Consider the following 25683-nt stretch of genomic DNA (forward strand, 5'->3'; position numbering starts at 1 on the left):
CCAAGCTAGGTCACCTCGAAGTCCGCCATCATCGCCATGTCCTCGTGTTCGAGATTGTGGCAGTGCAGCATGTAGCGGCCGCGGTAGCCGTGGAAGCGGGCGAGCACGTCCACGACCTCGTACGGGCGCACGTCCACCGTGTCCTTCCAACCGGCGTCGGTGGCGGCCGGTGGCCGGCCGTTGCGGGCGAGCACCTGGAAGTGGGCCAGGTGCACATGTACGGGGTGGTGGAAGTCGCTCGTGAGGCGCCAGATCTCGGCCGTGTCCAGGCGCGGGCGGGCCAGAGGGACGCCGGGCCGGTACGGGTGGCCGTTGATCGTCCAGGCGTTCTCTGTCCTGCGGAAGTCGAACGTCCGGGTGGTCACCGCCGACGGCCTGCCTTCGGGGCGGGACAACCTCTGCGGTACGGCGCTGTCGTCGACCGCCCGGCGGGTGACGAGGAAACGCATGACGTTCCTGGCGGGACCGTCGGCCAGGGTGTTGATGAGGGTCACCGTGCTGCCGACGGGGTAGGCGGAGAAGTCGACCACCACGTCGTACCGCTCCCCCGGCGCGATCGGGATCGTGTCGTGGGCCACCGGGGCGGCCAGGAGGCCGGCGTCGCTGCCGATCTGGATGAAACGGCCGCCGGGTGTGAGCTGGAGCCGGTAGCGGCGGGCGTTGGACGCGTTCAGCAGGCGCAGGCGGTAGCGGGTGGCCGTCACCTCGGCCACTGGCCAGGGCGCCCCGTTGACGAGGATGACGTCGCCCTCGACGCCCTCCATGTAGTCGCCGTCGTGCCGGTCGGGGTAGCGGAAGGAGCCGTCCTCGTCGAACGCCCGGTCGCAGATCATCAGCGGCAGTTCCCGCTCGCCTCTCGGCAGCGGCAGCGCGTCTTCCTCCGCGTCCCGCACCAGCGCCATCCCGGCCAGCCCGCGCCACACCTGCGGCGCCGTGTGGTCCATCCGGTGGTCGTGGTACCAGAGCGTGGCGGCGGCCTGGTCGAGTGGGTAGTGATAGTCCTTCACGAGGTGGTGGCGCCTCTCCACATGCTGGTGCCCGTCATGTTCCGCGGCGTTCCCGTGGTGTCCCGTGCCGTAGCCTGCCGGCACGACGAGGTCGGTCGGGTAGCCGTCGGAGTCCGGCGGGTTGACGCCGCCGTGCAGGTGGGTAGAGGTCGGCACGGGCAGCTCGTTGCGGACGGCGACGGTGACGGGCTCGCCGCGCCGCAGGTCGAAGGTGGGCCCGGGGAAGGTACCACCGTAGCCCCAGACTTCGGTGGTCGTGCCGGGGACGATCTCGACTCTGGCCACGCGCTGAGTCACCTCGTAGCGGCCGGGGCGCACCGGGCGGGCGGCATCGGGGACGGGCAGCGGCACGGTGAAGGGCCGGGGCAGTGGCAGCCTGCTGGCGAGGAGTTGCCCCGAGGTCTCGGCGAGCGCTCCGCATCCGGCGGCGGCCAGCCCCGCCCCGCCCAGCACGCCGAGGAACGCCCGCCTGCCCAGGAACGGCCGCCGCGAGGGGGCGCTCATGACGTGCTCTCACGGCTGAGGGCGCGGCGGCCGGTACGCCAAGTCCAGGCGGTGAACACGGCGGACACCCCGAAGATCGCCATGCCGAGCGGGAAGTGCAGCGCGATGACCCGGTCCAGCCCCGCAACCACCTGCACGGTCTCGGCTACCACGAGGCCGAGGCCGGCGAGGGCGGGCCACAGCGGTCCCCGGCCCGGCCGCCAGAGCAGGATCGCGGCCACGAGCTGCAGGTACAGCATGCTGTGTGTGAACCCGCCGTTGTTCCTGTGCCAGGTCAGCAGGTCGACGTCGCCGGTGACGAACAGCCCGGCCAGCGCGGCCTGCGCGAGCACTCCGGCCAGGTGCAAGGTCGCCGTCACCCGGAGCGACCAGACGATCCAGGAGGTTGATGAGGTCATGGCCGTCATGGTGCGAGCTCGCACCCGGGGACGGCGTCGCCCGGCGGAGGACACCTGGACGTACTCCCGTGGTCGTACATCGCAACTCAGTGCCCGAAAACGTACGACGAGGGGGTGACGTCCGGCGGGGACGCCTCCCCTACCTTGAAGGGCATGGACAGCCGGAGGATCGACGCGCTCATGGCGGCGGGCGTGCTCGTGGCGATCATGGCAGGCACGTACGGCAACCTGTCGTGGACCGGCCCCTACGAGCGGCCGCTCGACGGGGTGGGCATCACGCTGATCGTCGTCGCGTCCGTGTCGTTGGCCTGGCGGCGCGCGGCCCCGCTGGCCGCCGGGCTGGTCGCGGTGGCCGCCGCGATCGTCTACTACTCCGCCCACTACCCCGGCGTGTTCGCCGCCGAGCCCGCGCTTGCCTCGATCTACACCCTCGCCTCGCTCGGCCGCCGCAAGGCGGCGATCTGGCTGGCGGTGGCGCTGGCCGTTCCGGTCTACGGGCTCATGGCGCTGGCCGAGGAGGATCCGGCGGCCGCCAGCGGGATGAATCTGCTGAGCGGCTGGCTGGTGGCGATGGTGGTGGTCGGTGAGGTGGTCAGGAGTCGCCGGGCGTACCTGCGGGCCGTGGAGGAGCGAGCGGAGGAGGCCGAGCGCACCCGTGAGGAGGCGGCGCTGCGCCGGGCGGGTGAGGAGCGGCTGTGGATCGCCCAGGAGCTGCACGATTCGCTCACGCACAGCATCTCCGTGGTGAACGTGCAGGCGGCGGTGGCCATGGAGCTGCTGGAACGCGACCCGGCGCGGACCCGCGAGGCGCTGGCGGCGATCAAGGAGTCGGGGCACGAGGCCATGGACGAGCTGCGTGCCACGCTCGGCGTGCTTCGGCAGGCGGGACTCGAGAGCCCTGACGCCGGGCTCGCCGGGCTGCCGCGGCTGGTGTCCAGGGCCGAGGGGGCGGGGCTGCGGGTGTCGTACACCGTCACCGGCGACCCGTACGCGGTGCCGCCCGAGGTGGACCGGGCCGCGTACCGGATCGTGCAGGAGGCGCTGACCAACGTGCTGCGGCACGCGGGCGCGGCGGCGGTCGCGGTGTCCATCGGCTACGATCCGGCGGGGATCACACTGCGGGTGGACAACGACGGCGAGGCCGGCACGGCAGGGCCGGGAATGGGGTTGATCGGGATGCGCGAGCGCGCGGTCGCCGCCGGCGGGTCGCTCACCGCCGGGCCGGGCGAGGACGGCGGCTTCAGCGTACGCGCGGAGCTTCCGGTGCGGTCGTGATCAGGGTTCTGCTGGCCGACGATCAGCCGCTCATCCGGGCCGGCTTCAAGGCGCTGCTCGAGCTGACCGACGACATCGCGGTGGTCGGCGAGGCCGGCGACGGGGCGCAGGCCGTGGAGCTGTCCAGGCGGCTGCTGCCGGACGTGGCGCTGCTTGACGTGCGGATGCCGCTGCTCGACGGCATCCAGGCCACCCGCAGGATCGGCGCGGACCCGGAGCTGGACGGGGTGCGGGTGGTGATCCTCACCAACTACGCGCTCGACGAGTACGTCTTCGCCGCGCTCCGGGCCGGGGCCAGCGGGTTCCTGCTCAAGGACATCGAGCCGGGTGACCTGCTGCAGTCGGTGCGGGTGGCCGCCCGGGGCGACGCGCTGCTGTCGCCGTCGGTGACGCGCCGGCTGATCGAGGAGTACGTCAGCACGCCGCCACGGCCGGCGCCCGTGCCGGGGTCCGAGCGGCTGACCGGGCGGGAGCGGGAGATCGTGTCCCTGGTGGGGCGGGGCATGTCGAACGAGGAGATCGCCGCGCATCTGGTGATCAGCGAGGCCACCGCCAAGACGCATGTGAGCAGGTCGATGAGCAAGCTGGGTGTGCGTGACCGGGCGCAGCTGGTCGTGTTCGCGTACGAGTCCGGGCTGGTGATTCCCGGCGGGCAGCCTTAGAAGGCCAGCAGGAACTCGTAGACGTTCAGCAGCCAGACCAGCATCCACAGCAGGACGGCGGGAAGCCGGACCATCCCCCGTCCGGTTCCGTCAGCATGCAACGCGATCTCTCAACGCCTTTCGTGCACGGCGACGATATCTTCCCAGTCTGCGTCCTCCGGGCCGTCCCCGCGCACGGCCGGTCAGCCGCTGATGGGCTTGCCCAAGGCGCTGCCCGCGAGCCAGTCTTCCCAGGACTTCGCCCACGGTGTCGGGCCGTTGCCGAACTGCAGCTTCCTGGACGTTCCCGTCACCTCGATGATGTCGCCCCGCTGGGTGAACTCGTAGAACCAGCGGGCGTTCTCCGGGCTGGCGTTCACGCAGCCGTGGCTGACGTTGCGGCTGCCCTGTGCCCCGGTCGACCATGGCGCGGCATGGAAGAAGGTGCCGCTGTAGGTCATCCGGACGTTCCATTTGGTGCGGATGCGGTACTCGCCGGGCTCGCCGATCGTGGCCGAGTCCATGACGATGTCGGCCGCCTTCTCCTGGGCGATCATGACGCCGGAGTAGCTGTCGTCGCCCGGTCTGCCGAGGCTGACCGGGATGGTCTTGACGACCTCGCCGTTCTCCCTGACGACTGCCTTGTGGGATTCATTGCTGACCTTCGTGATGTGCGAAGGCCCGACGGTGAAGGTCAAGCTGCGGTCCTTGGTGCCCCACAGTCCCGCACCGGCGCGCAGTCCGGTCAAGTGCGCCACCACCGTGACTTTCTCGCCGACCGGCCAGTACTCGCGCGGCCTGAACTGCACCTCCCGGTCGCTCACCCAGCTCCAGGCCCCTTCGACCGGTTTGGACATGCGCACCACGAGCGCCCGCTCGATTCTGGCCCGGTCCTGCTTGGCGGTGATCGGCTGGGACAGCAGGAGCTGCACGGGCATGCCGACGCCCACCTTCTCACCGTCCAGGGGCGACATGCCGCTTTCCAGCACCCGTTTCGGCTTCAGCGTGGTGAACCTGGCCTGCGCCGCGACCGGCTTGCCGTCCGTGCCCGTCGCCTCCGCGCTGACGGTGTACGAGGTCGACGGCCGTAACGCCCACCGGGGACGCCACGTCCCGTCCGCGGCCACCGAGCCGCGCACCTCCCGCCCCTTGGCGTCGGCGACGGTCAGCTTGGTGACCTTGCCGTCGGTGACCTTGACGCCGACCCCCGTGTCCGGGGACACCTTCTTCGTGCCGTCGGCAGGGGTGATCGCCAGCTTGGCCACCGGCCCCTGCTCCACAGGCTTGCCCGGCGCCGAGGTGCCGCCGCCGGAGGTGCATCCGGCGATCAGGAGCACCGCCGCGACGAGGGCACTCGCAATGGTCCGGCCGTTCCGCATCGTGGATGCCTCCCGTGCCTGACAAAAAGGTCACCGGTGGACTTTCTTCCCGCGATGGCGGGGTTGACACAGGGCCGGGGCCGGTCTTCCCTCGACGGTACGGGGATGATCGGAGGGGAGCTGCCATGCTCGCGATGCGTCGGTCCGTCCTTGCCCTGGTCTGCTCCGCCGCGCTGGTCGCCGTCCCCGTCGATCCGGTGCTGGCCGCGGCCCCGGCCCCGGGGATGCCCGGGGCGCTGTCGCACTTCGGCTTGGCCCGCAAGGACTGCGTGGGCACGGCCGCGAACAAGACCTCCAAGGTCTGGTACACGGTCGCGGGCGGTGTCCTGTCGGACGTGTACGAGCCCACGATCGACAACACGAACGTCGAGACGATGCAGTTCGTGGTGACCGACGGCAGCACGTTCACCGAGCTCCAGTCGCGCGACACCACGTACCAGGTGGCCACCGACCGCTCCGGCATGACGTGCACGATCACCTCTGTCAGTAAGAACGGCCGCTACCGGCTGACCACGACCTACCTCACCGACCCGGACAGGGACGCCGTCGTCGTGCGGACCCGGCTGCAACCCGCCGGGCTGCGGCTGTACGTACGGCTGGACGCCGGCGTGAACGGCAACGGAGGCGGCGGGCCGGCCAACGGCGGCGCCGACGGCGGCGTGGTGGACGGGCCGACCGGCGCGCCGGTGATCGCGGACGAGAACACCGAGACCTCGGCTCCGGCCCGCGACTACGCGGTGCCCACCCACCTGGCGCTGCGGGCCGAGCGGCGGCTGCCGCAGGCGAGCGTCGGGTACGCGGGCACCTCCAGTGACGGCGCCGCCCAGTTGGACGCGGCCCGCACACTGACCCCCTACGCCGAGGCCCCGAGCGGCAACGTGGTCGCCACCGCGCGGCTGCCGCTCGACGCGGGCGGCGAGGTGACGTTCGCGCTGGGGTTCGGGCGCAGCCGGGGCGCCGCACTGCGGGTGGCGGGCGAGGCCGCCGCCCGGCCGTTCCCGGCGACCCGCGCCCGGTACGAGGGCGGCTGGGCGACCTACGACGCCGGGCTGCGCCGGCCGCCGGACACGCAGGCCGACCTCTACCGGCTGTCGGCCAACGTGCTCAAGGCCAGCGAGGACAAGACGTTCCCCGGCGCGGTCGTGGCGTCATTGGCCAGCCCGTGGGGGCAGGCGGTGCCGGCAGGCGACCTGGTCGGCGGCAAGGCGGTGTACTTCGGCTCCTACCGGGAGGTGTTCTCCCGCGACCTGTACGAGGCGTTCACCGGTTTCCTGGCCGCCGGCGACGTGGCGACGGCCAGGGACACGGCCCGTTTCCTGCTGGAGCGGCAGCAGTTGCCGGACGGACGGCTGCCGCGTAACTCGCTGCTGAACGGCGCGCTGGCGCCCGACTCGGGCGGCGACCAGCTGGACGAGACCGCGTACCCGATCTTGATGGCCTACCAGTCCGGGCTGACCGGCGTGTGGGACGACGTGCGGGCGGCGGCCGACTTCCTGGTGTCGCACGGTCCGGCGTTCGGGGTGGAGCGGTGGGAGGAGCAGTCGGGCTACTCGCCGTCGACGATCGCGGCCGAGATCGCCGGGCTGGTCGCGGCCGGTGAGCTCGCGGCCAGGCAGGGCGACCAGGCACGGGCCAGGCTGTACCGGGCCACGGCCGATCATTTCGCGCGCTCGGTGAAGGAGTGGACGGTCACGACCACAGGGCCGTATGCGTCCCGCTACTTCCTGCGCCTGTCGCGCAACGGGGATCCGAACGCGGCGGTGTCGTACAACCTGGGCAACGGCGGGCCGACCGAGGACCAGCGGCGGGTCGTGGACGCCGGGTTCCTGGAGCTGACCAGGCTCGGCATCCTTCCCCCTGACGACCCCGACGTGCTGGCCAGCCTGCCGGTCGTGGACCGGGTGATCAAACGTACGACGGCGACCGGCCCCGGCTGGTACCGCTACGGCTCCGACACCGACGGCACCGAGGACGGCTACGGCGACTGCTACGAGCCCGACCCGACGTCCTGCGCGCCGTCGGGCAAGCCTTGGCCGACCGGTAACACCGGATCGGGCCACGTGTGGCCGGTCCTGGCCGGTGAGCGGGCCGAGCAGGCGCTCCAGACCCGCGACCAGGCGACGGCCGCCTCACTGCTCAAGGCCATGCGGGGCATGTCGTCGGGCACCGGGCTGGTACCCGAGCAGGCGTGGGAGAACCCCGACCTGGCCGCCTCGCCCCACAGCACGGACCCGGCCAGCGCCTCGATCGGCATGCGTGACGGCGGGCCCGCCGGGTCGGCGTCGCCGCTCACCTGGGCGCAGGCCCAGGCGCTCCGGCTGATCCTGTCGCTGGGCTCCACCCGCCCGGTCGAGCAGCCCGACGTCGTGCGCCGGCGCTACGTAGCGCGCGGCATGCCGCAGGCGCCCCCGCTGACCGTGACCGCCCCGGCCGACGGCACCGCGGTGGCCGGCACGTCGGTCACGGTCGAGGGCAGCACGGCGCCCGGTGCGCGGGTGGACGTCGCCGCGACGCCCATCGACACCGGCGCCCCCACGCAGATCGTCTCGGTGCTCGCGGGGCCGAGTGGCGCGTTCACGGCCCAGGCGCCGGTGTCGTTCGGCGAGGTCGTGCTCACGGTGACCGTCACCACCTCGGACGGCCGCACCGGGCACACCCGGCGCACGGTGATCGGCGACATCGTCGGAGCCACGACCGTGCTCGACGTGACCGACCCTGACGGGGACGACGACGGGCCGGGCACCTACGCGTACCCGACGGCCGCCGACTTCCACGACGGCGCCTTCGACCTGCGCAGGTTCCAGGTGATCACGGACGCCACGACCGTCTACCTCCGGGCGGAGCTCCGCGACCTGTCCCCCACGTTCGGCAACCAGATGGGCGCGCAACTGCTCGATGTGTACGTCCAGGACCCGGCCGTGGCGACGCGGTCGACCGAGGCGGCGTTCCCGCAGCGTAACTACCGCATCGCCGAGCCGGACGCGTGGACGCAGCGGGTGGAGGTGCAGGGATTCGCCGCGCCGGTGTGGGTGACCGCCGGGGGGACGGCCCAGGCGGGTGCGGCGGTCCGGGCGTCCGGGACCACGCGGACGATCACGGTCGCGCTGCCCAAGAGCACGTTCGGCCCGCCCGGGCCTGGGTGGCGGTTCGCGGTCGTGCTGACCGGGCAGGACGGTTTCAGCGCCGACCAGGCCAGGGGCTTCGCCGCGACGCCGCAGCCCTACCAGTTCGGCGTGTGCGCCGAGGGCGGGACGGATCCGCTGTGCGCGGTGGATCCCGGCACCGTGCCCAAGGCGATGGACGTGATCGTGCCGGCCGGGCAGTCCCAGTCGGACGTGCTCAACCCGCTGCCCGGCCCCGTCGCCATACCCGCCGTCCCGGTCCCCTGATCACCGTGTCCAGGTGCCGGACCCCGCGCCCGTGCTCATCGCGTCCATGAGCGTTGCGCGGCGTCGCGGATCCGGTGCCTGACCGGGGCGGGGACGTCGCCGTTCGGCGCGGGCGGCAGGGCCGGCGGCGCCGGCGGCACGAGCACCGCGGCCTCCTCCTCGGTGACCGGCCGCTCGACCTCCGCGAACCCGCCGTCCGGACCGCGCACGATCACCCCGGTCTCCACTCCGTGGGCGGCGGTGTGCCGGTCGCGGGACCGCAACCCGATGGCGATGCGGCGTGCGACCAGGAAGCCCAGCACCGGCCCGGCCACGAACGCGACGCGGAAGATCCACGTCGTGGCGTTGAGCGAGATGTGGAAGGTCGAGGCGATCAGGTCGTTGCCGCCGGCCAGCCACAACACGCCGTAGTAGACGATCCCTGCGATGCCGATGCCGACCCGGGTCGGCGCCTCACGCGGCCGGTCCAGCAGGTGGTGGATGGCGTTGTCGCGGGTGATCCACCGCTCGGCGAACGGGTACACGGCCAGCGCGGTGAACAGCAGCCCCGGCGCGACCAGCGCGGGGATCAGCACGCTCATGGTGACCGTATAGCCGAAGAGGGTGAGCTCCCACGGCGGCATGATCCGCAGCGCGCCTTCCAGGAAGCCCATGTACCAGTCGGGCTGTGAGCCCGCGCTGACCGTGCTCGGCACGTACGGGCCGTACAGCCAGATCGGGTTGACCTGGAACACGGTGGCGAGCAGCGCGACCACCCCGAGCACCCACAGGAAGAACACCGTCGTCTTCGCCATGAACGCCGGGAAGAACGGCGCGCCCCGCACCACCCGGTCGCTCAGCCCCTTGGCGCGGAACTGGGTGTGGGTCTGCCGCCACGTGAGCACGACCGCGTGCAGCGGGATGAGCAGCAGCAACAGCCCCGGGATCAGCAGCACGTGGAGGCTGTAGAGCCGGGAGATGATGTCGTCGCCGGGGAACTCCCCGCCGAACAGGAACGCCGCCAGATACGTCCCCACCAGCGGGATCGACAACGTGACCCCGTGCAGGATGCGCAGCCCCGCGCCGGACAGCAGGTCGTCGGGCAGCGAGTAGCCGAACAGCCCGTTGAACATCACCAGCACGAACAACAGCACGCCGATCAGCCAGTTGAGGTCGCGGGGCTTGCGGAAAGCGCCGGTGAAGAAGTTGCGCAGCAGGTGGGCGACGATGGCGGCGAGGAAGACGAGCGTGGCCCAGTGGTGCATCTGCCGCATCAGCAGGCCGCCCCGCACCTCGAAGCTGATCTCCAGGGTGGAGGCGTACGCCGCGCTCATCCGCACCCCGCGCAGCGGCACGTAGGCGCCGTTGTAGACCACCTCCTGCATCGCCGGTTTGTAGAAGAACGTGAGGAACACGCCGGTGAGCAGGACGACCACGAAGGAGTACAGCGCGATCTCCCCGAGTAAGTACGTCCAGTGGTCGGGGAAGACCTTGCGCATCGCCTTCTTCAAGAAGGCCGCCCCACCGATCCGGTCGTCGAGTGCTCTGGCCAGTGAGCTGCTCTTCATCGCTACCCCGCGTCATGTCGGTAGTCCGTTCACCGACATGACGTCGCGGGGCGGCGAAATGTGACATTCAGGCGAAGCGTTCGACCGTGACCGGGATCAGCCCCTGCTCGCGGATGGCCTGCCGGTGGTGATGGAGCAGCGCGCCGAGCATGGCGAGCGGCCCGGCGCCGAGCCGTACGGTCACGTCCACGCACCACGCGATGCCGGCCCCGATGCGGCGCAGCTCCCAGCTGAACCCGTGCCCGCCGGCGCTGCCCGACGCCTTGCCGACCACGCGGGGGTCGCCGGTCGGCTCCAGCCGCAGCGCCGCCTGTGCCTTCGCCAGGCCGTCCGCGCCGAGCTCGCCGGCGAACAGGATGCGGTAACGGCACGCCCTGGTCAGCGCGGTGCCCAGTTGGCGGCCGTGCCCGCCCTCCCCGTCCCCTGATCCGGTTGTCCTGGCGGCTTGCCCGGATCCGGCCAGCCATCATCGTGCCGAGCAGCTTTTGGAAGGTGCTCAACTGGTTCGCTCTCAAAGACTGATCGCACCTGGCGGCGACCCATCGCTCAAACGTTCTACCCAGGACAGGCGCGTCTTGGTAGTCTAACAGTCACTCACCGTAAAGATTGCGAGGTGGTGTGCAGGTCATGCAGGGGGAGGACTCATGCATGCGACCGGCCCTATGCCGAAGTGGAGATTGCGAGTAGTCCATTCACGGCGTAACCGGATCCCCCGCACGTAAACGCGGGGGCCTTCAGCCTGTGATAGCTGAGGCCCATGTGTTACCAGCACCAGCCAACACCAAGGTAGGAGGTGACCAACGTTGGCTACGTTCCGCGCAGGACAAAAGACCCACCAGGCTGTGCCTCCTCAGCAGCCTGCTCTGGAACTCGGTCCAGCAGACAACCCCGGGATCAGGGACGAAACGGGGACCGAGGGCCGCCGCCGAGCGGCACCCGGCGCGGGACATGTGCGAGAGGAGACCCTCGGCAGTTCACCTGCCGCCGAGGGCGTCACCCCGGACCACCCGGTTCGGGAGCAGGCACGTGAGTGCCACCCGTATGTGTTCGTGCTCGACAAGCACGGACATCCTCTGCAATCCTGCGCCGCAGCACGAGCCCGCAAGCTCCTCAAGATGGGAAGGGCCGTTGTCCACCGGCATACGCCGTTCGTCATCCGCCTCAAGGACCGCACCGCCGCCGACAGCGAGATCGATGGGGTGGAGTTGGGTGTCGACCCCGGCTCCCGGCACACCGGGATCTCGGTGTTCACTGCCCAGGCCGGCGAGCGTCGCGCCAGGTTCGCGATCCAGCTCGATCATCGCGGCGCCTCGATCCGCACGAAGATGCAGCAGCGGGCCGCCTACCGGCGCGGCCGCCGCAGCCGGAACCTGCGCTACCGCGCGCCGCGCTTCTCCAACCGCACCCGGCCGTCAGGCTGGCTGGCGCCATCTCTCCGCCACCGTGTGGTCACGACCGCATCATGGGTGGACCGTCTGGCCCGCTGGTCACCGGTACGGGCGGTGCACGTGGAGCGGGTCGCGTTCGACACCCATGCCGTCTCCGCTGGTCGGTCTTTGCAAGGGGTGGAACACCAGCGGGGCACCCTCGCTGGGTACGAGGTCCGCGAGTATCTGCTGGCCAAGTGGAAGCGGCGGTGCGCTTACTGCGGCGCTGCGGGTGTCCCGTTGAACATCGACCACATCCACCCCCGCAGCCGCGGCGGCACCGACCGGGTCGACAATCTGACCCTGGCCTGCGTGTCATGCAACCAGACCAAAGGCAACCAGCCCATCGAGGATTATCTCGCCCGCAAGCCGAACCTGCTGGCGAAGATTCTCGCACAAGCTAAGGCCCCACTCCGAGACGCCGCCGCCGTGCAGACTACCGGTTGGGCGCTGTGGCGGGAGCTCAATGCCCGTCTCCCGACCCATGTGGCCTCCGGGGGCCGCACCAAGTGGAACCGCACTCGAATGGGACTGCCCAAGACCCACACCTTAGACGCCCTGGCCGTTGGCAAGCTGGACTCCATCACCGCAACCGTGTCTGCCGTGCTTGTCATCGGGTGCACCGGCCGCGGCACTCACGCCCGGACCCGCACCGACAAGCACGGCTTTCCTCGCCTTCGCCTGCCCCGGCACAAACGATTCTTCGGCTATGCCACCGGCGACCTAGTGACCGCCGTCGTACCCACCGGCAAGAGGCAAGGCACCCACACCGGCCGCGTCGCCGTCCGCGCGACCGGCATGTTCAACATCACCACCGCCCACGCAACCGTCCAAGGCATCAGCCACCGTCACGTCCGGCTGCTGCAACGAGCGGATGGATACGCCTACACGTTTCAGGAGGAATCATCCCGGCTGTAGGCCGTTTTCTTCTCCTGCCTGAACGCAGGGCCTCCACGCGGTGATCTGATGAGATCAGGCGAAGCGCTCAACCGTCACCGGGATCAGCCCCTGCCCGCGGACGGCCTGCCGGTGGTGGTGCAGGAGCGCGCCGAGCATGGCGAGCGGCCCGGCGCCCAACCGTACGGTCACGTCCACACACCACGCGATGCCGGCCCCGATGCGGCGCAGCTCCCAAGTGAAGCCGTGGCCACCAGCACTGCCCGACGCCTTGCCGACCACGCGCGGGTCGCCGGTCGGCTCCAGCCGCAGCGCCGCCTGCGCCTTGGCCAGCCCGTCCGCGCCCAGCTCGCCGGCGAACAGGATGCGGTAGCGGCGCGCCTTGGTCGGCGCGGTGCCCAGATGGAGCGGTGCGGAGGCGGGAAGAGGCTGGCGGCGCCGGAAGAAGTCGCGCAACCGATCCTCCTGGGGCAGCTCGCCCCCGCCGAGGTACGCGTAGGCGTCGCGGGCGTCCCGCCGGTCCACCGGCATCACCCTCCTGCGCAGGGCGCTATCGGACCGGATGGCCCGGCTCACCTCCGGGGCCGCCAACCAAGCGCCAGTCTCTGATCCCCATTCGGCGCTGTCGATGCCGGCCGCGGTGAAGTCCTCGCCGAGCACGAATTCCTCCACCAGGACTCCTGCCGGTGACCGGTCATTCACGGAGGTGGAGATTAGGTAGTAGTCCAGTCCCATTCTTCGCATGATCCTCGGCCTGGGAACGGGGGATCAAGCAACGCGCCGGTCCGGCGGACCGCCAACTCGTTTCATCCGGAAAGCGGTCTCCCGCGAACTAAGGACGAACGACAGCTGTCGAACTCATATGGGGCGGTCCCGGCGAGAGCCGGGACCGCATGCATGCGCGGGGCGACGAGCCTGGGGGCGGAGAGCGGCAGCTTACGTGACCAGCGGAGTCCCCGTGCGAGCGCGACCATCAGACACAGCCGCACCGGGGGCGGTGCGCGAGGGGGATCAAATGAACATCGATGCTGGATCGCGCCGGGCGGCACGGCCTGGGGCGAGACGGGGGGCGGCGAGGATGCTCGCCACGGCCGTCCTGACCACGGCGGCCTGCGTCACCGGCCAGCTGGCGGCCGGCACTGGAACGGTCCAAGCGGCGGTGCTGCCCGGCGTCAAGGACGGCGGCGTCACCGCGTTACCTACGGGCACGGATCTGGCCGGGACCTGGTTGAAGGCATCGCAGGCGCTGATGCGGCCGCTGCTCGCCGCGGCGCGGGACGTGCGGGGCCGCCCGGTCAACTGCCGCCGCGTCAAGTGCGTGGCACTCACCTTCGACGACGGACCCGGTCCGTACACCGACGCGCTGCTGCGCCGGCTGAAGGCCCACCGCGCGCGGGCCACGTTCTTCGTCGTGGGGCAGAACGTTACCGCCTACCCCGCCATCCTGCGCCGCACCGTCGCCGCGGGTCACGAGATCGGCGGCCACACCTGGTCGCACGCCAACCTGACCCGGCTGCCGGCTGCCGCGGTCCGCGCTGAGTTCGCCCGTACCGACCAGGCGATCAAGGCGGCGACGGGGCTCGTGCCGCGCCTCATCCGTCCGCCGTACGGGGCGCTCAACGCCTCCGTGCGCATGCAGAGCCCACGACCGATGGTGATGTGGAGCGTGGACACGCTGGACTGGCTGCACCGTGACAGCGCCAAGGTCACCAAGAACGCCCTCAAGGCGGTGCGCCCCGGCAGCATCGTGCTCTTCCACGACATCCACCCCACGACGGTGCGGGCCATGCCGGGGATTCTGAAGACTCTGTCCGCGCGCGGCTACACGTTCGTCACCGTCAGCCAGTTATTCGGCGGCAACCCACCGCCCGTGGCCTACAGCGGCGCCTCCAGCCTGCTCTGAGCTCCCGCTCATCCGGAGGCCGTCCGGACGAGGAGCAGCGCGTCCTGTCCGGACGCCGCGCCCCACACCTCACCGGGGCGGCCGTGGATCTGGCGCACCGCCGCGGCCTCGCCGTTCGCGGGAGTGAAGCGCTCGGTGGCGGGGTCGAAGCTGATCAGCCGGTCGCTGCCGAAGTCGCTGATCCAGACGATGTCGGCGGAGTCGACGTAGACGGCGTACGGCTGCGGGGCGTCCCCGGGGAGCCGCCATTCCTTCCACGCGTCTGAGGCGGGGTCGTAGCGGCCGAGGCGGCCGCCGTTCCACTCGCTGACCCACACGCGGCCGGTGCTGTCGGCCCAGACGCGGCGGGCGCCCTGGCCGGCGGTCGGAGGTTCGAGCACGGTGGCGCGGCCGGTGTCCGGCGCGATCCTGGCGATGTGGCTGCCGGCCAGCGAGGCGTAGTAGACGGCGCCATCGGGCGTGGCGGTGATCCCGTACGGTCCGGGGCCGCGCGGGGCCTCGTACACGTCGATCTTTCCCGTGTCCGGTGCCAGCCGGCCGTAGACGCCGCTCTGGCCGGTGAACCAGAGCATGCCCGCGGCGTCGAACGCCGCCGTGTTGAGGTCGGCGCCCGCGCGGTCTCCGGGCAGCGGGTAGGTGCGTACCTGGCGGTTGTTCGCGTCCACCCGGACGATCGCGTTGAGCCCGCTGTCGGTCACCCAGGCGTGCCCGCCCGGCCCGGTGATCACGCCGTGCGGTCTGGAGCCGTCGCCCAGCGGCACCTGCGTCACCTTGCCCGTCTTGGGGTCGAGGTGGCCGAGGTAGCCTGCGCTCTGCGCGGTGAACCACACACCGCCGTCGGCGGCGGGGGCCACGTCGTGCGGCCCGGCTCCGCTCGGCACCTCGAACCGCTGCACGGCAGGCCCGGCGGCCGCACCGGTCCGTGCGGGGGCGGCCGTCTGAGCAGGAGGGGCGGTGGGTGTGGCGGTGCAGGCGGCGAGCACGAGCAACACCGCCAGCGGTGCGCTTCGCGTCAGTACGCTTGCCAAGCGGGTCACGGCTACTCCTTCAGTGATCGCCAATCGTCGACGCCGATCCTGGCCACCGGCTCGGTCCCGCCGCCGGGGGCGAAGACGAACGTCTCACCCTCAGCCGAGGACAGGCCCGTGGCGCGGGACAGATTGAAGCCGTGTGAGACCAGCACGGTGTTGACGCCCTGGGCGGGGCGGCCGGATAGCAGCCGGCGAAGGGCCGCGGCCAGCGCGTCGTCGTCGGTGCCCGGGAAGATCTCGTTGATGAGGTCACGGCTCTCCCGCGCCTTGCCGAACGCGAGCTCGGCGGTCTCACGGGTGCGCCGGTAAGGGCTGGCGAGCACGTCACCGATGGGGATGCGCAGCCGCCTGACGGCCGCGCCGATCCCCCGAGCCTGCGCCCTGCCCTCCGTGGAGAGGTTGCGCTGGGTGGAGGGGTCGGAGAGGTCGGGGTTGGAGTCGTCCTGGGTGGCTTCGGTCGCCGTGTGCCGGATGTAGAGGACGTATCCACCCCGCCGCAGCCGCCCGACCAGCCCGGCGTCCGCCGTGGCCGACCCACCGCCCGCCGTCGCGCCGGTCCCGGGCGACGTGGCAGGAACCGGTGACGTCGCAGGGGCCTGTGACGATGCGGCGGGTGCCGGTGATGGTGCGGCGGGCAGGGGGGCCGGCCCGCCGCAACCGGCCAGGAGGCAGGTGCAGGCGGCGAGCAGCGCCAGGCTGGACCTCACGCCCACGACGCTACGCCCGCCAACCGCAAAGCCACGTAAAAGCGCGCAGGACCCCGGATGGCCCGGCTCAGCCTCCCGCGGGGTACGGCGGGCCGAGGCTCCAGGCCCGGGCCGTCTGGTCCCTGCCGCCGCTGACGGCGATCGGCCGGCCGTCGAGCAGGCCGATCGCCACCGACCAGACGCTGTCGGCGTGCCCGGTGAACGGCGTGCCGAGCGGCTTTCTGGTGCCCAGGTCCCACACCCGCACGGTCGCGTCGTCGCCTGCGGTCACCGCGATGGGCGCGCCGCCGACCTGGCCGACGGCCACCGCCCACACCGCGCCCTTGTGACCGGCGAGCGGCGCGCCGAGTTGCTTGCCCGCGCGCAGGTCCCAGACGCGGGCGGTGCCGTCGGCGGAGGCGGTGACGGCGACGTGCGTGCCGCCGATCCGGCCGGTCGCCACCGACTTGACGTCGCCTTCGTGCCCGGCCAGCGTGCGGGACGTGCCCGTGGTGAGGTCCCAGACGCGGGCGGTGTCGTCGTCGCTCGCGGTGACGGCGACCGGCACGGCGTCGAGCTGGTCGAGCGTGGCTCCTCTGACCCATTCCGTGTGCCCGGCGAGCGGCCGGCCTCCTGCGAGGTACGCAGGTTCCAGACGCGGGCGGTCTCGTCGTCGGAGCCCGTCAGCGCGACGGGGACGCCGCCGAGCGTGCCGACGGCCACAGCCCGCACATCGTTGGTGTGGCCGGCCAGCGGCTTGCCGAGCTCCTGACCGAACGGGGTGCCCTGCGCGGTCGTGCGTACGGGTCCGGGATCGCGGGTGACCCGGGGCTCCGGCCACATCGCCACCACCACGGCCGCGATCGCCGCGGCGACGGCCGCGAGCGCGCTCCTGGGCACCCGCCGCGCCGACGACGTCGCAGGCGAGGGCGGGGTCACCGACTCGGTGATCTCGGCGGTCGGGAGGGTGTCGCCGCCGGTCAGGGCGCGGACCAGGTCGTCGGCCGTGAGCCGGCGTCCGGGGTTCTTGTTCAGGCAGGCGGTCACCAGTGGCAGCAACGATTCCGGCACGCCGGTCAGGTCCGGCTCCTCGTACAGCAGTGCGTGCAGCACGGCCGGGACCGACGCGCCCGCGAACGGCCGGCGGCCCGTGGCCGCGTACACCATCGTGGCGGCCCAGCTGAAGACGTCGGCGGCCGGCCCGATCTGGTCGGAGCTGACCTGCTCGGGCGCCATGTATCCGGGTGTGCCGAACGCCCCGGATTGGGTGACGGCGTGCTCGAGGGCCCGTGAGATGCCGAAGTCGATCACCACGGGGCCCTCGGGGCCGAGGATGACGTTGGCGGGCTTGAAGTCGCGGTGCACGACCCCGGCGCGGTGGATCGCGGCCAGCGCGGTCGCGGTCGCGACCGCCAGCCGATCCAGCCCGCCGCCGGTGCGCGGGCCCTCCTGCCTGACCACGCGGTCGAGGGACTCGCCGCGCACGTATTCACTCACGATGTACGGCCGGTCGTCATGCATTCCCATGTCGAGGACCCTGGCGGTGCAGAACGGCGCCACCCGGCGCGCGAGCTCCACCTGCCGGAAGAATCGGCGGCGCTCCTCGGCGTCCTCCGACATCCGGGCGTGCAGCACCTTGATCGCGACCTCGTCGCCGTCCGGGCTCAGGCCGCGATACACCGTGCCCTGGCCGCCGTCACCGAGAGACCCGGTGAGCCGGTAGCCGGAGATCTGCCCAAGGTCGGGCTGTGGACGCGACAATGCCACCTTCTTCGTGTCAGCAGGGACCTCAGCACCGGATACTACGATCGAAAAGGGTTAGCTGGATTACCCGAAGAGGGGACATAATCGGGCACCGGCCTCGCTTTCAGCCGGGCATCACCGGAAAGACATTTCCCGTTAGCCGATTATTCAGATATCCATCCAGCTTTGTGTACTGAGAGGTTTTCGTGACGCCTGGTGTTCGTTTGATCCGCAGCTCCGACCTCGCGCAGACCGTTGAATACGCGTACGCGGCCGTCGCCGACGTGCCGGTGCGAGCCATCTGGGCGGCCGGCGCCTGCCCGCTGGACGCCGACGGCACGACCGTCGCCGTAGGGGACGTCGCCGGGCAGACCCACCAGGTGATGCGCAACCTCGTCACGGCGCTCGGCAGCGCCGGCGCCGCTTTGACCGACGTCGTCAAGACCACCGTGTACGTGGCCTCGTCCCGGCGGGACGACCTGGTCGAGGCGTGGAAGGTCTACCGCGACCACATGGGCGCCCACGACGTGCCCAGCACACTGCTCGGCGTCACCGTCCTCGGCTACCCGGACCAGCTGGTCGAGGTCGAGGCGGTCGCGCTGATCACCTCGCCGGAGTAGTCCTGGCACTCACGTTGCGCATCGCCCGGCTGCCGCCGACCGGCGCGAAGGCCGGCCGTCACGGGCATCCGGCGAGGTGCCCGCGACGGCCGGGTTCGGCGTCAGGCCAGCAGGGCCGCCACCGCCAGCGCGGGCTCCGGGTGCTCGGCCAGCAGCGCGCGGGCCTCCCGGTGCTCGGCTCCGGCGGCCGCGGGTGCCTGCCATGCGCCCTCGCAGCCCAGCAGCGCCGCCACGGCGTCGCAGGCCGCCGGATGCCCCATGAGCAGCTCGGCCACCGGCCCGGACGCCATCGGCGCGGAGGCCGCCTTGGGCGGTGCGGGCCGCGCTGACCACGGCGGCGTCCAGGCGTCCACGGCGGCCAGGCTGCCGGGGAACGTCCGACCGGCCTCCCGGACCAGCGCCGGCATCAGCTCGCCCGCCTGATCCCGCAGCGTCGTGATCAGCCTGGGCAGCCACGGCAGCAACACGTTGTCCGGCAGCCGCCCGAACGCCTTGGAGATCACCTCGACCACGAAGCCCGACAGCGCAGGGACAGGCTCCATGGCCTGCACGAACCCCATGATGTACTGCGGGAACGACGGCACCACGAGCGGATTGGCCAGCAGCTCGTCGCACCGCCTGCGCAGCTCGGCCTGCGTCAGCAGCCCGAGCTGGGTCCGCGCGGCCCACAACACCGCCACCTTGGCCGGCGCCTCGGGATGCGACTGCTGCACGGCCAGCTCCAGCTGCGCCCGGTCGCAGCCCAGCGCCAGCGCCAGGCTCTCCATCGAGAACAGGAACCCCAGCATGGCGGCCACCTGCCGCACCCCGGTGTCGTCGGCCACGAACGCCGTGGGCAGCAGGGTGCAGTATTGCGCGTAACCAGCGGTCGCGAACTCCTCGCACCAGGCCGGCAGCTCCGGCTCGGACGCGCGGTAGTAGGCCATCAGCCGCCTGATCCTGCGCAGCACCTCGGGCGCGTCGTCCACGCTCCGCTCGGTCGCCAGCAGCTCCACGGCCCGCGCCCCGAGCTCGTCGGCGAAGCGTCTGCTGCCCAGGTAGAGCACCGCGTCCTCGACCGCCGCGAGCGCGACGGCCGCCGTCGCCCTGGGATCCCAGACCTTGCGCCGCAGCCGCTGCTCCAGCACCTGCTCGATGGTGACGCCCTCGTAGCCGAGCTCGATGATGGAGCGCTGGTGCTTGCCGAGGGCCAGGTCCCAGCTCTCCTGGATCGACCGCTCCCCCAGCCTCCGCTCGCCCATGATCGGCCGGACCGCGTCGTCCGGCAGCAGGTAACGCAGCATCCACAGCAGCTCGGAGCAGGGCACCAGCGCCGCGTCGGCGTTGAGGTCGAGCAGTGCCCGCTGGATCGTCCGTTTCGACAGGTCCAGTCCGAGCGGCTCGAGCCGGTCGTAGACGTTCCTGGCCAGCGGCGGCAGGGCGTCGTAGCCGACCTCGCCGATGCGGTCGCCGCCGAGCAGGATCTCGCACAGCCGGCGCACGTCCCTGCGGCCCGGCACGACGTCCTTCTCGATGCAGGTGACGGCCGCGTCCTGGAAGTCGTACGGGGTGGGCCTGGCCCGGTTGCGCAGGCCCGCGAGCAGGATCGACGTCTCGAACACGGCGATCGCGTCGGCGGTGCTGGCCAGGTAGCCGTTGCGGCGGGCCAGCCGGACGATGTCGACGCACCAGCCGAGCAGCTCGGACTGGTCCAGCTCGTCGAGCACGGGCGGCCTCGACAGGAACCCGGTCAGCTTGTCGGCCGGCGCGATCTCCGGCTTGGGCGCGGGCAACTTTAAGGCGCGCTTGCGCGCTCCCTTCTGCCCGGCCAGCTGGAACGGCGTCAGGCCGCTGCGGGTCACCGCCTTGGCCCACGTCGCCGCCGCGATCGACACCGACCCCGAGGCCAGGCCGAACTGGGCCTCGATGGCCGAGTGGCTGGACGGGATGAGGCCGTACAGCCACTTGGTGTTCGTGCGCGGGGTGATCTCGAACGGGGCGGTGGAGCGCAGGCCGAACTGCTCGACGTGGCTGGCGGCGTGGAAGGCGCCGCACACGTACAGGCAGTCGGCCGGGTCGGCGCCGGTTGCGGCCAGGTGCTCGCGCATCCTGGTCCACATGTAGCGCTCGCGGTCCTCGTCCACGGTCAGCCGGTGCTCGTCGGGGTTGAGGCGGCGGAACAGGCTGCCGATCAGCACCATCACCTGGCGGTAGGTGTCGTAGTCCGCGCCGGACAGCGGCTGCTCGACGTACTGGTCCCACCATTCCGACCAGTGCCGCACCTTGCCGTGGTGCAGCAGGTGCTCCTCCAGCTCGGCGAAGCGTGGACGCAGGTCGCCGATGTCGACGCCGACCGCGTCGCCGTGCAGGCCCGCTTCCTCGGCCTTGGTGTCCTTGGGGGTTTTCTGCGGCTCCTCCTTGGGCGCCCACTGGAAGACGTGGTCGGTCGAACGGTCCACCAGGACCAACTCCACGCCGGGAGTTTCGAGCGCGTACGAGATGGCCTGGTATTCGGCCGACGCCTCCGTGATGGGCGCCACCACGCTGAGCGGCGCCCACGTCTTGGGGAAGCCGTCGAGGTCGGTCGCGAACGCCTGCACCGCCACCGGCAGCCGGCAGTTGCGCAGCTCGGTCAGCAGCGGCTGCAGGTCCTCGCACAACTCCAGGTAGATGACCTTCGGCTGCTTCTCACGCAGCCGCCGCACCATCGCCAGGGCCGAGGCCGGTGAGTGGTGGCAGACCGGGAAGATCTCCAGCTCCTCGCGCAACGCCCGGTCGACGTCGTTCACCATCCCCGACAGAATGCCGGACACGGTGTCGCCGCCGAACTCCCGCGCCGCCTGGGCGAGCTGCTCCCGCAGCGGGTCGAACGTGCTCATGACAGGGTGGCGATCGCCTCGCGGCCGCCCTCGAGGAACTCCTGCCACGGCCCGCCGCCGTTCTTGCTGCGTGGCTCGACGACGCCGTGCCAGTACTTGTTCAGGATGGCCAGGTCCTCGGGGCTGCGCCGGGCCAGCGACCCGACCAGCGAGCCGGCCAGCGTCTGTGCGCGCAGCACGCGGTCGCCGAAGAAGTGGCTGTGCAGGATCGCGTCCTCGAGCACGCCGATCTGCTCGGCCGTGGAGAGCGCAGACTCCAGCTTCTCGTCGTCGCTGGTGGCCGAGGCGGCGGCGGACCGCAGGTCGGCGAAGCTCTGCAGCAGGATGTCCAGCAGCGTAGGCGGCAGGTCCAGCTCGATCTGGTGCCTGCGCAACAGCTCCTCGGTACGGAAGCGGACGATCTCCGCCTCGCTCTTCCTGTTCGTCACCACCGGGATGCGGACGAAGTTGAAGCGGCGCTTGAGCGCCGACGACAGGTCGTTGACTCCTCGGTCGCGGCTGTTGGCGGTGGCGATGATGGAGAAGCCTGGCTGGGCGAAGACGATGTTGTCGTCGTCGAGCTCCGGGATGGAGACGTACTTCTCGGACAGGATCGAGATCAGCGCGTCCTGCACGTCGCTGGTCGAGCGGGTCAGCTCCTCGAAACGGCCGATCACGCCGTTCTCCATCGCCGTCATGATCGGCGAGGGGATCATCGACTCGCGGGACTGGCCCTTGGCGATGACCATGGAGACGTTCCACGAGTACTTGATGTGGTCCTCGGTGGTGCCGGCGGTGCCCTGCACCACGAGCGTGGAGTTGCGGCAGATGGCGGCGGACAGCAGCTCGGCCAGCCAGCTCTTGCCGGTGCCCGGGTCACCGATCAGCAGCAGGCCACGGTCGGACGCCAGGGTCACGACGGCACGCTCGACGAAACTGCGGTCGCCGAACCACTTCTGCGGGATCTCCCTGTCGAGCCCGTCGGAGCGTTCGGAGCCGAGGATGAACAGCCGGATCATGCGCGGGCTCAGCCGCCACGAGAACGGCTTGGGACCGTCGTCGATCGACTCCAGCCAGTCGAGCTCCTCGGCGTACTTCACCTCTGCGGGGGCGCGCAGCATATCGTCACTCATGCGAGGTTCTCCTAGGTGAGGAAGTTCTTGAGCTCGAAGACGAGCTTGCGGATGTGGCCCGAGATCACCGGGGTGCCCAGGTCCTTGAGTTTCTGGCGGTACCACGAGTCGACGCTCTGGTAGCCGGAGCTGTTGACCGAGCCGACGGGGATGAACTTCACCCCCGAGCGGTGCACGGCCTCGAAGTCGTTGATCAGCGACCGGTTGTCGTAGAAGTCGGAGATCCACACCATCACGGTGTTGCGCGGATCGGAGATCTTCGGCCTGGCCAGCGCCATCGCGGCCGTGCCGTCGGTGCCGCCGCCGAGCGTGGTGCGCAGCAGCACCTCGAACGGGTCGTGCACCCACGGGGTCAGGTCGAGCGCCCGGGTGTCGTACGCGATCAGGTGCACGTCCACCTTGGGCAGGCCCGCGAAGATCGACGCCAGGATGGTGCAGTTGACCATCGCGTCCACCATCGAACCCGACTGGTCGACGACCACGATGAGCCGGGCCGGGGTGGTGCGGCGGGCGGTCTGCTTGTAGTAGAGCCGGTCCACGTAGAGCCGCTGGTCTTCTGGACTCCAGTTGGTGAGGTTTTTCCAGATGGTGCGCTCGATGTCGAGGTTGCGGAAGACCCGCTTCGGCGGCACCGACCGGTCGATGACGCCCACGCTGGTCTTCTCCACCTGGGTACGCAGCACCTCGGCGACCTCGTCCACGAACTTGCGGATCAGCGCCTTGGCGTTGGCCAGCGCGACGCCCGACAGGTTGTGCTTGTCGTGCAGGAGCTGCTCGATGAGCGACATGCTGGGCGTCAGCTGCCTGGCCAGGGCCGGGTCGGCGAGCACTTCGCGCAGGTGCATGCGCTTGACCAGGTCGCCCTCGATGCCCGCGAGGACCGCGGCCACCTCCTCATCGCCCGGGCTGTGCCGCAGCCCGCCAGGCTCGCAGCCCATGCCCTTCTCGAACCAGGCCGCGTCCTGCTTCCAGCGCTCCAGCTGGGACGCGGTGACATTGCCGCCGCCGCCCGTCGAGAAGACGTTGAGCAGCAGCTTGGAGACCAGGGCGGCGCGGCGTACCTCGTCGCCGGCCTCGTGCTCCTTCTCCACCATCAGGTCCTGCAGCTCGACGCCCAGTTCGGGGAAGCGCTGCACGAGGGTGTCGACCGAGACGCCCGGGTCCAGCAACGCGGGCGGCAGCCCGAGATCGTCGACGATGGCGACGCTGGCGGTCTCCAGTGTGGGCTGCTCGTCGGGAGCGAACAGCCGCGACAGCAGCCGCCAGTAGAGCACCTGCCGCCGCGTCATGTCGGCGCTCTGCCCGGCGTCGGCTTCGTTGTCGGTGATATCGCTCATTTGCGCAGCAGCCGTCCTGCCCGCTCGCGCAGCACGGCGACCGCGTCACCGGACTTCGCCTCAGCCTTGACCACCTTGGGGTCGGTGGGGCCCATCGCCCAGTCGCCGGTGTGCACGGCGACGGGCTTCTTCTTGACCGTGGCCTGGACCGCGAGCGGCTGCAGCAGCCACCGCCCGCCGTCCCAGCGCAGCAGCCCGATGCAAGCGGAGGACGCCGCCACTAGCTCGGGGCTGAGCGGCGTGGACGACGGCAACCGGTCCAGGTCGAGCGCGATCGTGTTGCCGCCGCCGAGCTCCAGCGTCTCTCCCTCGACCGTGTAGCCCTCGATCACCACGGGCTCGGCGATGCGTACGGGATGGCGGTCGAGCGGCGGGACCGGCGCCGCGACGGCCGCGCCGAGCTGGACGCGGGCGGTCGTGAACGGGTCGGCCTCCTCGCCCGCGCGGGCTCGGTCGTCGTGCCACACCAGGTCGCCGCCGGCCAGCAACGGCATGTCCGTGATCTCCAGGCTGCGGTGCTCGGCCAGCGCGGCCAGCAGCACCGGGTGGCCGCCCATCAGCCGCCACACGGCCGGGCCGACGATCGTGTCCACCTTCGCCGCCGCCACGCTCGTGCGTACGAGCCTGGCAGGCGCGCCTCCGGCCGGCTCGAGGATGCCGTGGACCTGGACGCGTACGACCGTGGCATGCTCGTGCACGTCGGCACCAAGGATCAGCAGCCGCCCCGACACCTCCTCGGATCCGCCGTTCCAGGGTCCTGACTGCGACAGCAGCAGGGCCCGCGTCCACAGGTCGGCCCATCTGCGTGCGGGCACGCGCTCCATCGTGCTCACCGGGCACGAGGCCCGCAGCTCCGCCGCCAAGCCGTCGAGCAGCACCGCCAGCCCGCGCAGCGCCGGCACGGCGAGCAGCGCCTCGATCGCCTGGTCGGAAGAGGAGACGACGTCGTGGTCGACACCACGCCAGCCGACGATGGCCAGCTCGCGCAGCCACACCCGGCATCCGGCGAGCAGATTGTCAGAGTGTTCGCCTGTTTTCGGGTCCGCCTCCCAAGAAGCTCGCGTCCGTCCGAGCGCCGCGTCGAGGCGGCCGAGCAGGGCGTCGTGCACCGCCCCCGTCAACGCGGCCCGCGCACCGGCCAGCGCCGCCAGATGCTCGTCGCCGATCGACCCCGCGACCACCTTCTCCACGGACTCGCCGATCCGGTCGCCGAGCGGGCTGGCCGCCAACGCGCCCGCCAACGCGCCGAGCGCCGCGGCCGGCTCCTCACCGATCCGCGCGAACCCGTGCACGAGCGCGTCGTCGAAGCCCGCCACCAGTTCGAGCGCCTCATCGGCTCCGGCCGGCGCGCCGCTGAGCAGCTCGCCAAGCTGTACGTCGAGCATCAGCGCACCGCCCCCATCGCCGGGAACCAGTGCAGCTCGGCCAGCGGCTCGGTGCTGTCGGACACCTCCAGGTAGGCCAGGTGGCGCAGGAACCGGCTGAACACCACGGCCGCCGGCGTGCGCTCGACCAGCCTGTTGAGGCTGCCTATCAGGTCGCCGTGCTCGGCCACCTCGACCCGCAGATAGCGGGCCACCCGGTCCATTCCGTACTGCAGGACCGCCTCGTCGGCCAGCATGCGTATGTGCTTGCACGCGTAACCGTGCAGCGCGCCGCATGGCCGGTTGTTGTTCGTGCTGCAGCTCAGCGCATGGGTGCCGGCGGTGATCGACGAGACGTAGACCCGCTCGATGTCGGATCCGCTCGACACGACGCCCTGGAGCCGGCCGTCGGCCAGCTCGACGAACGGCACCTTCGCCAGTTTGCGCGGCTCGACGGGCGTCACCACCCGTACCACGCTGCGTTGCTCCCACGCGGCTCTGTCCGCGTCCACGACCTCAGAACCTCCGCCCCGGCCGTTCGCAGGGCAGGCGGGAGTGCCCGCGC

The 25683-nt window shown here is 71.2% G+C and carries 20 protein-coding genes and 2 pseudogenes; 6 read left to right on the forward strand and 16 right to left on the reverse strand.

The genetic code is table 11. From position 1 onward, the window contains the following. Window positions 1–5: 5 nt before the first annotated feature. Both ACTWPT_RS12390 and ACTWPT_RS12395 read right to left on the reverse strand, forming a co-directional pair. Complete coding sequence (locus tag ACTWPT_RS12390; protein ID WP_443177458.1) at window positions 6–1511, reverse strand: multicopper oxidase family protein; 1506 nt, start codon at window positions 1509–1511, stop codon at window positions 6–8. Beyond that, complete coding sequence (locus tag ACTWPT_RS12395; RefSeq protein WP_443177459.1) at window positions 1508–1909, reverse strand: hypothetical protein; 402 nt, start codon at window positions 1907–1909, stop codon at window positions 1508–1510. The genes ACTWPT_RS12390 and ACTWPT_RS12395 overlap by 4 nt, the downstream gene beginning before the upstream one ends. A 153-nt stretch (window positions 1910–2062) precedes the next feature. On the opposite strand from ACTWPT_RS12395, the gene ACTWPT_RS12400 reads away from it, so the two are divergent. Both ACTWPT_RS12400 and ACTWPT_RS12405 read left to right on the forward strand, forming a co-directional pair. Further along, complete coding sequence (locus ACTWPT_RS12400; protein WP_443177460.1) at window positions 2063–3184, forward strand: sensor histidine kinase; 1122 nt, start codon at window positions 2063–2065, stop codon at window positions 3182–3184. Continuing rightward, entirely contained in the window at window positions 3181–3846 is a 666-nt protein-coding gene (locus ACTWPT_RS12405; protein ID WP_443177461.1) for a response regulator, read from the forward strand. Before ACTWPT_RS12400 ends, ACTWPT_RS12405 begins: the two co-directional genes overlap by 4 nt. A 182-nt stretch (window positions 3847–4028) precedes the next feature. Here the strand turns inward: ACTWPT_RS12405 and ACTWPT_RS12410 are convergent, their stop codons facing one another. After that, the gene (locus ACTWPT_RS12410; protein ID WP_443177462.1) at window positions 4029–5204 is read right to left on the reverse strand and encodes an Ig-like domain-containing protein; all 1176 of its coding nucleotides are present in this window, start codon (window positions 5202–5204) and stop codon (window positions 4029–4031) included. 125 nt (window positions 5205–5329) lie between these two features. Here ACTWPT_RS12410 and ACTWPT_RS12415 point away from each other — a divergent pair, with 125 nt between their 5' ends. After that, window positions 5330–8593: a glucodextranase DOMON-like domain-containing protein gene (locus tag ACTWPT_RS12415; protein WP_443177463.1), complete on the forward strand. Its 3264-nt coding sequence runs from the start codon at window positions 5330–5332 to the stop codon at window positions 8591–8593. Between the two features lie 35 nt (window positions 8594–8628). Here the strand turns inward: ACTWPT_RS12415 and qcrB are convergent, their stop codons facing one another. Both qcrB and ACTWPT_RS12425 read right to left on the reverse strand, forming a co-directional pair. Continuing rightward, window positions 8629–10140 carry a cytochrome bc1 complex cytochrome b subunit gene (qcrB, locus tag ACTWPT_RS12420; RefSeq protein WP_443177464.1) on the reverse strand — a complete coding sequence of 504 codons (1512 nt, stop codon included), beginning with the start codon at window positions 10138–10140 and terminating at the stop codon, window positions 8629–8631. Between the two features lie 67 nt (window positions 10141–10207). Then, window positions 10208–10414 carry a hypothetical protein gene (locus ACTWPT_RS12425; protein WP_443177465.1) on the reverse strand — a complete coding sequence of 69 codons (207 nt, stop codon included), beginning with the start codon at window positions 10412–10414 and terminating at the stop codon, window positions 10208–10210. Window positions 10415–11183: 769 nt separating this feature from the next. Between ACTWPT_RS12425 and iscB the strand changes: the two genes are divergently transcribed. Then, the gene (gene iscB, locus ACTWPT_RS12430) at window positions 11184–12485 is read left to right on the forward strand and encodes an RNA-guided endonuclease IscB (RefSeq protein ID WP_443177466.1); all 1302 of its coding nucleotides are present in this window, start codon (window positions 11184–11186) and stop codon (window positions 12483–12485) included. A 54-nt stretch (window positions 12486–12539) separates the two neighbouring features. Here the strand turns inward: iscB and ACTWPT_RS12435 are convergent, their stop codons facing one another. Continuing rightward, on the reverse strand, window positions 12540–13136 hold the full coding sequence (locus tag ACTWPT_RS12435) for a hypothetical protein (protein ID WP_443177467.1): 597 nt from the start codon (window positions 13134–13136) through the stop codon (window positions 12540–12542). Between the two features lie 406 nt (window positions 13137–13542). On the opposite strand from ACTWPT_RS12435, the gene ACTWPT_RS12440 reads away from it, so the two are divergent. Further along, window positions 13543–14367: a polysaccharide deacetylase family protein gene (locus ACTWPT_RS12440; RefSeq protein WP_443177468.1), complete on the forward strand. Its 825-nt coding sequence runs from the start codon at window positions 13543–13545 to the stop codon at window positions 14365–14367. Window positions 14368–14375: 8 nt separating this feature from the next. Here the strand turns inward: ACTWPT_RS12440 and ACTWPT_RS12445 are convergent, their stop codons facing one another. The 5 genes and pseudogenes from ACTWPT_RS12445 to ACTWPT_RS12465 all read right to left on the reverse strand — a co-directional run. After that, the gene (locus ACTWPT_RS12445) at window positions 14376–15404 is read right to left on the reverse strand and encodes a Vgb family protein (protein ID WP_443177469.1); all 1029 of its coding nucleotides are present in this window, start codon (window positions 15402–15404) and stop codon (window positions 14376–14378) included. A 2-nt stretch (window positions 15405–15406) separates the two neighbouring features. Further along, a complete protein-coding gene (locus ACTWPT_RS12450) occupies window positions 15407–16105 on the reverse strand; it encodes a histidine phosphatase family protein (protein WP_443177470.1) in 699 nt (232 codons plus the stop codon). Window positions 16106–16172: 67 nt separating this feature from the next. Beyond that, window positions 16173–16412, reverse strand: coding sequence for a hypothetical protein (locus ACTWPT_RS12455; protein ID WP_443177682.1), 240 nt, complete (start codon window positions 16410–16412; stop codon window positions 16173–16175). A gap of 108 nt (window positions 16413–16520) precedes the next feature. Further along, window positions 16521–16925: pseudogene (locus ACTWPT_RS12460) on the reverse strand (hypothetical protein); the annotation flags it as partial. Between the two features lie 152 nt (window positions 16926–17077). Beyond that, window positions 17078–17851 (reverse strand): annotated as a pseudogene (locus ACTWPT_RS12465) (serine/threonine-protein kinase); the annotation flags it as partial. Window positions 17852–18051: 200 nt separating this feature from the next. On the opposite strand from ACTWPT_RS12465, the gene ACTWPT_RS12470 reads away from it, so the two are divergent. Next, entirely contained in the window at window positions 18052–18447 is a 396-nt protein-coding gene (locus ACTWPT_RS12470) for a RidA family protein (protein WP_443177471.1), read from the forward strand. Between the two features lie 101 nt (window positions 18448–18548). Here the strand turns inward: ACTWPT_RS12470 and ACTWPT_RS12475 are convergent, their stop codons facing one another. From ACTWPT_RS12475 to ACTWPT_RS12495, 5 genes are read right to left on the reverse strand one after another with little or no spacing between them, the layout of a single operon-like run. Continuing rightward, window positions 18549–21305 carry a hypothetical protein gene (locus ACTWPT_RS12475; protein WP_443177472.1) on the reverse strand — a complete coding sequence of 919 codons (2757 nt, stop codon included), beginning with the start codon at window positions 21303–21305 and terminating at the stop codon, window positions 18549–18551. Next, window positions 21302–22417, reverse strand: coding sequence for an ATP-binding protein (locus ACTWPT_RS12480; protein WP_443177473.1), 1116 nt, complete (start codon window positions 22415–22417; stop codon window positions 21302–21304). Before ACTWPT_RS12480 ends, ACTWPT_RS12475 begins: the two co-directional genes overlap by 4 nt. Window positions 22418–22428: 11 nt before the next feature. Further along, window positions 22429–23754: a VWA domain-containing protein gene (locus tag ACTWPT_RS12485; protein ID WP_443177474.1), complete on the reverse strand. Its 1326-nt coding sequence runs from the start codon at window positions 23752–23754 to the stop codon at window positions 22429–22431. Next, window positions 23751–25139, reverse strand: a complete 1389-nt coding sequence (locus ACTWPT_RS12490) for a hypothetical protein (protein ID WP_443177475.1) — start codon at window positions 25137–25139, stop codon at window positions 23751–23753. Before ACTWPT_RS12490 ends, ACTWPT_RS12485 begins: the two co-directional genes overlap by 4 nt. Then, window positions 25139–25630, reverse strand: coding sequence for a hypothetical protein (locus tag ACTWPT_RS12495; protein WP_443177476.1), 492 nt, complete (start codon window positions 25628–25630; stop codon window positions 25139–25141). The genes ACTWPT_RS12490 and ACTWPT_RS12495 overlap by 1 nt, the downstream gene beginning before the upstream one ends. Window positions 25631–25683: the final 53 nt, after the last annotated feature.

Origin of the sequence: Nonomuraea sp. 3N208, assembly GCF_052245935.1 — a bacterium.
GTDB lineage: Bacteria > Actinomycetota > Actinomycetes > Streptosporangiales > Streptosporangiaceae > Nonomuraea.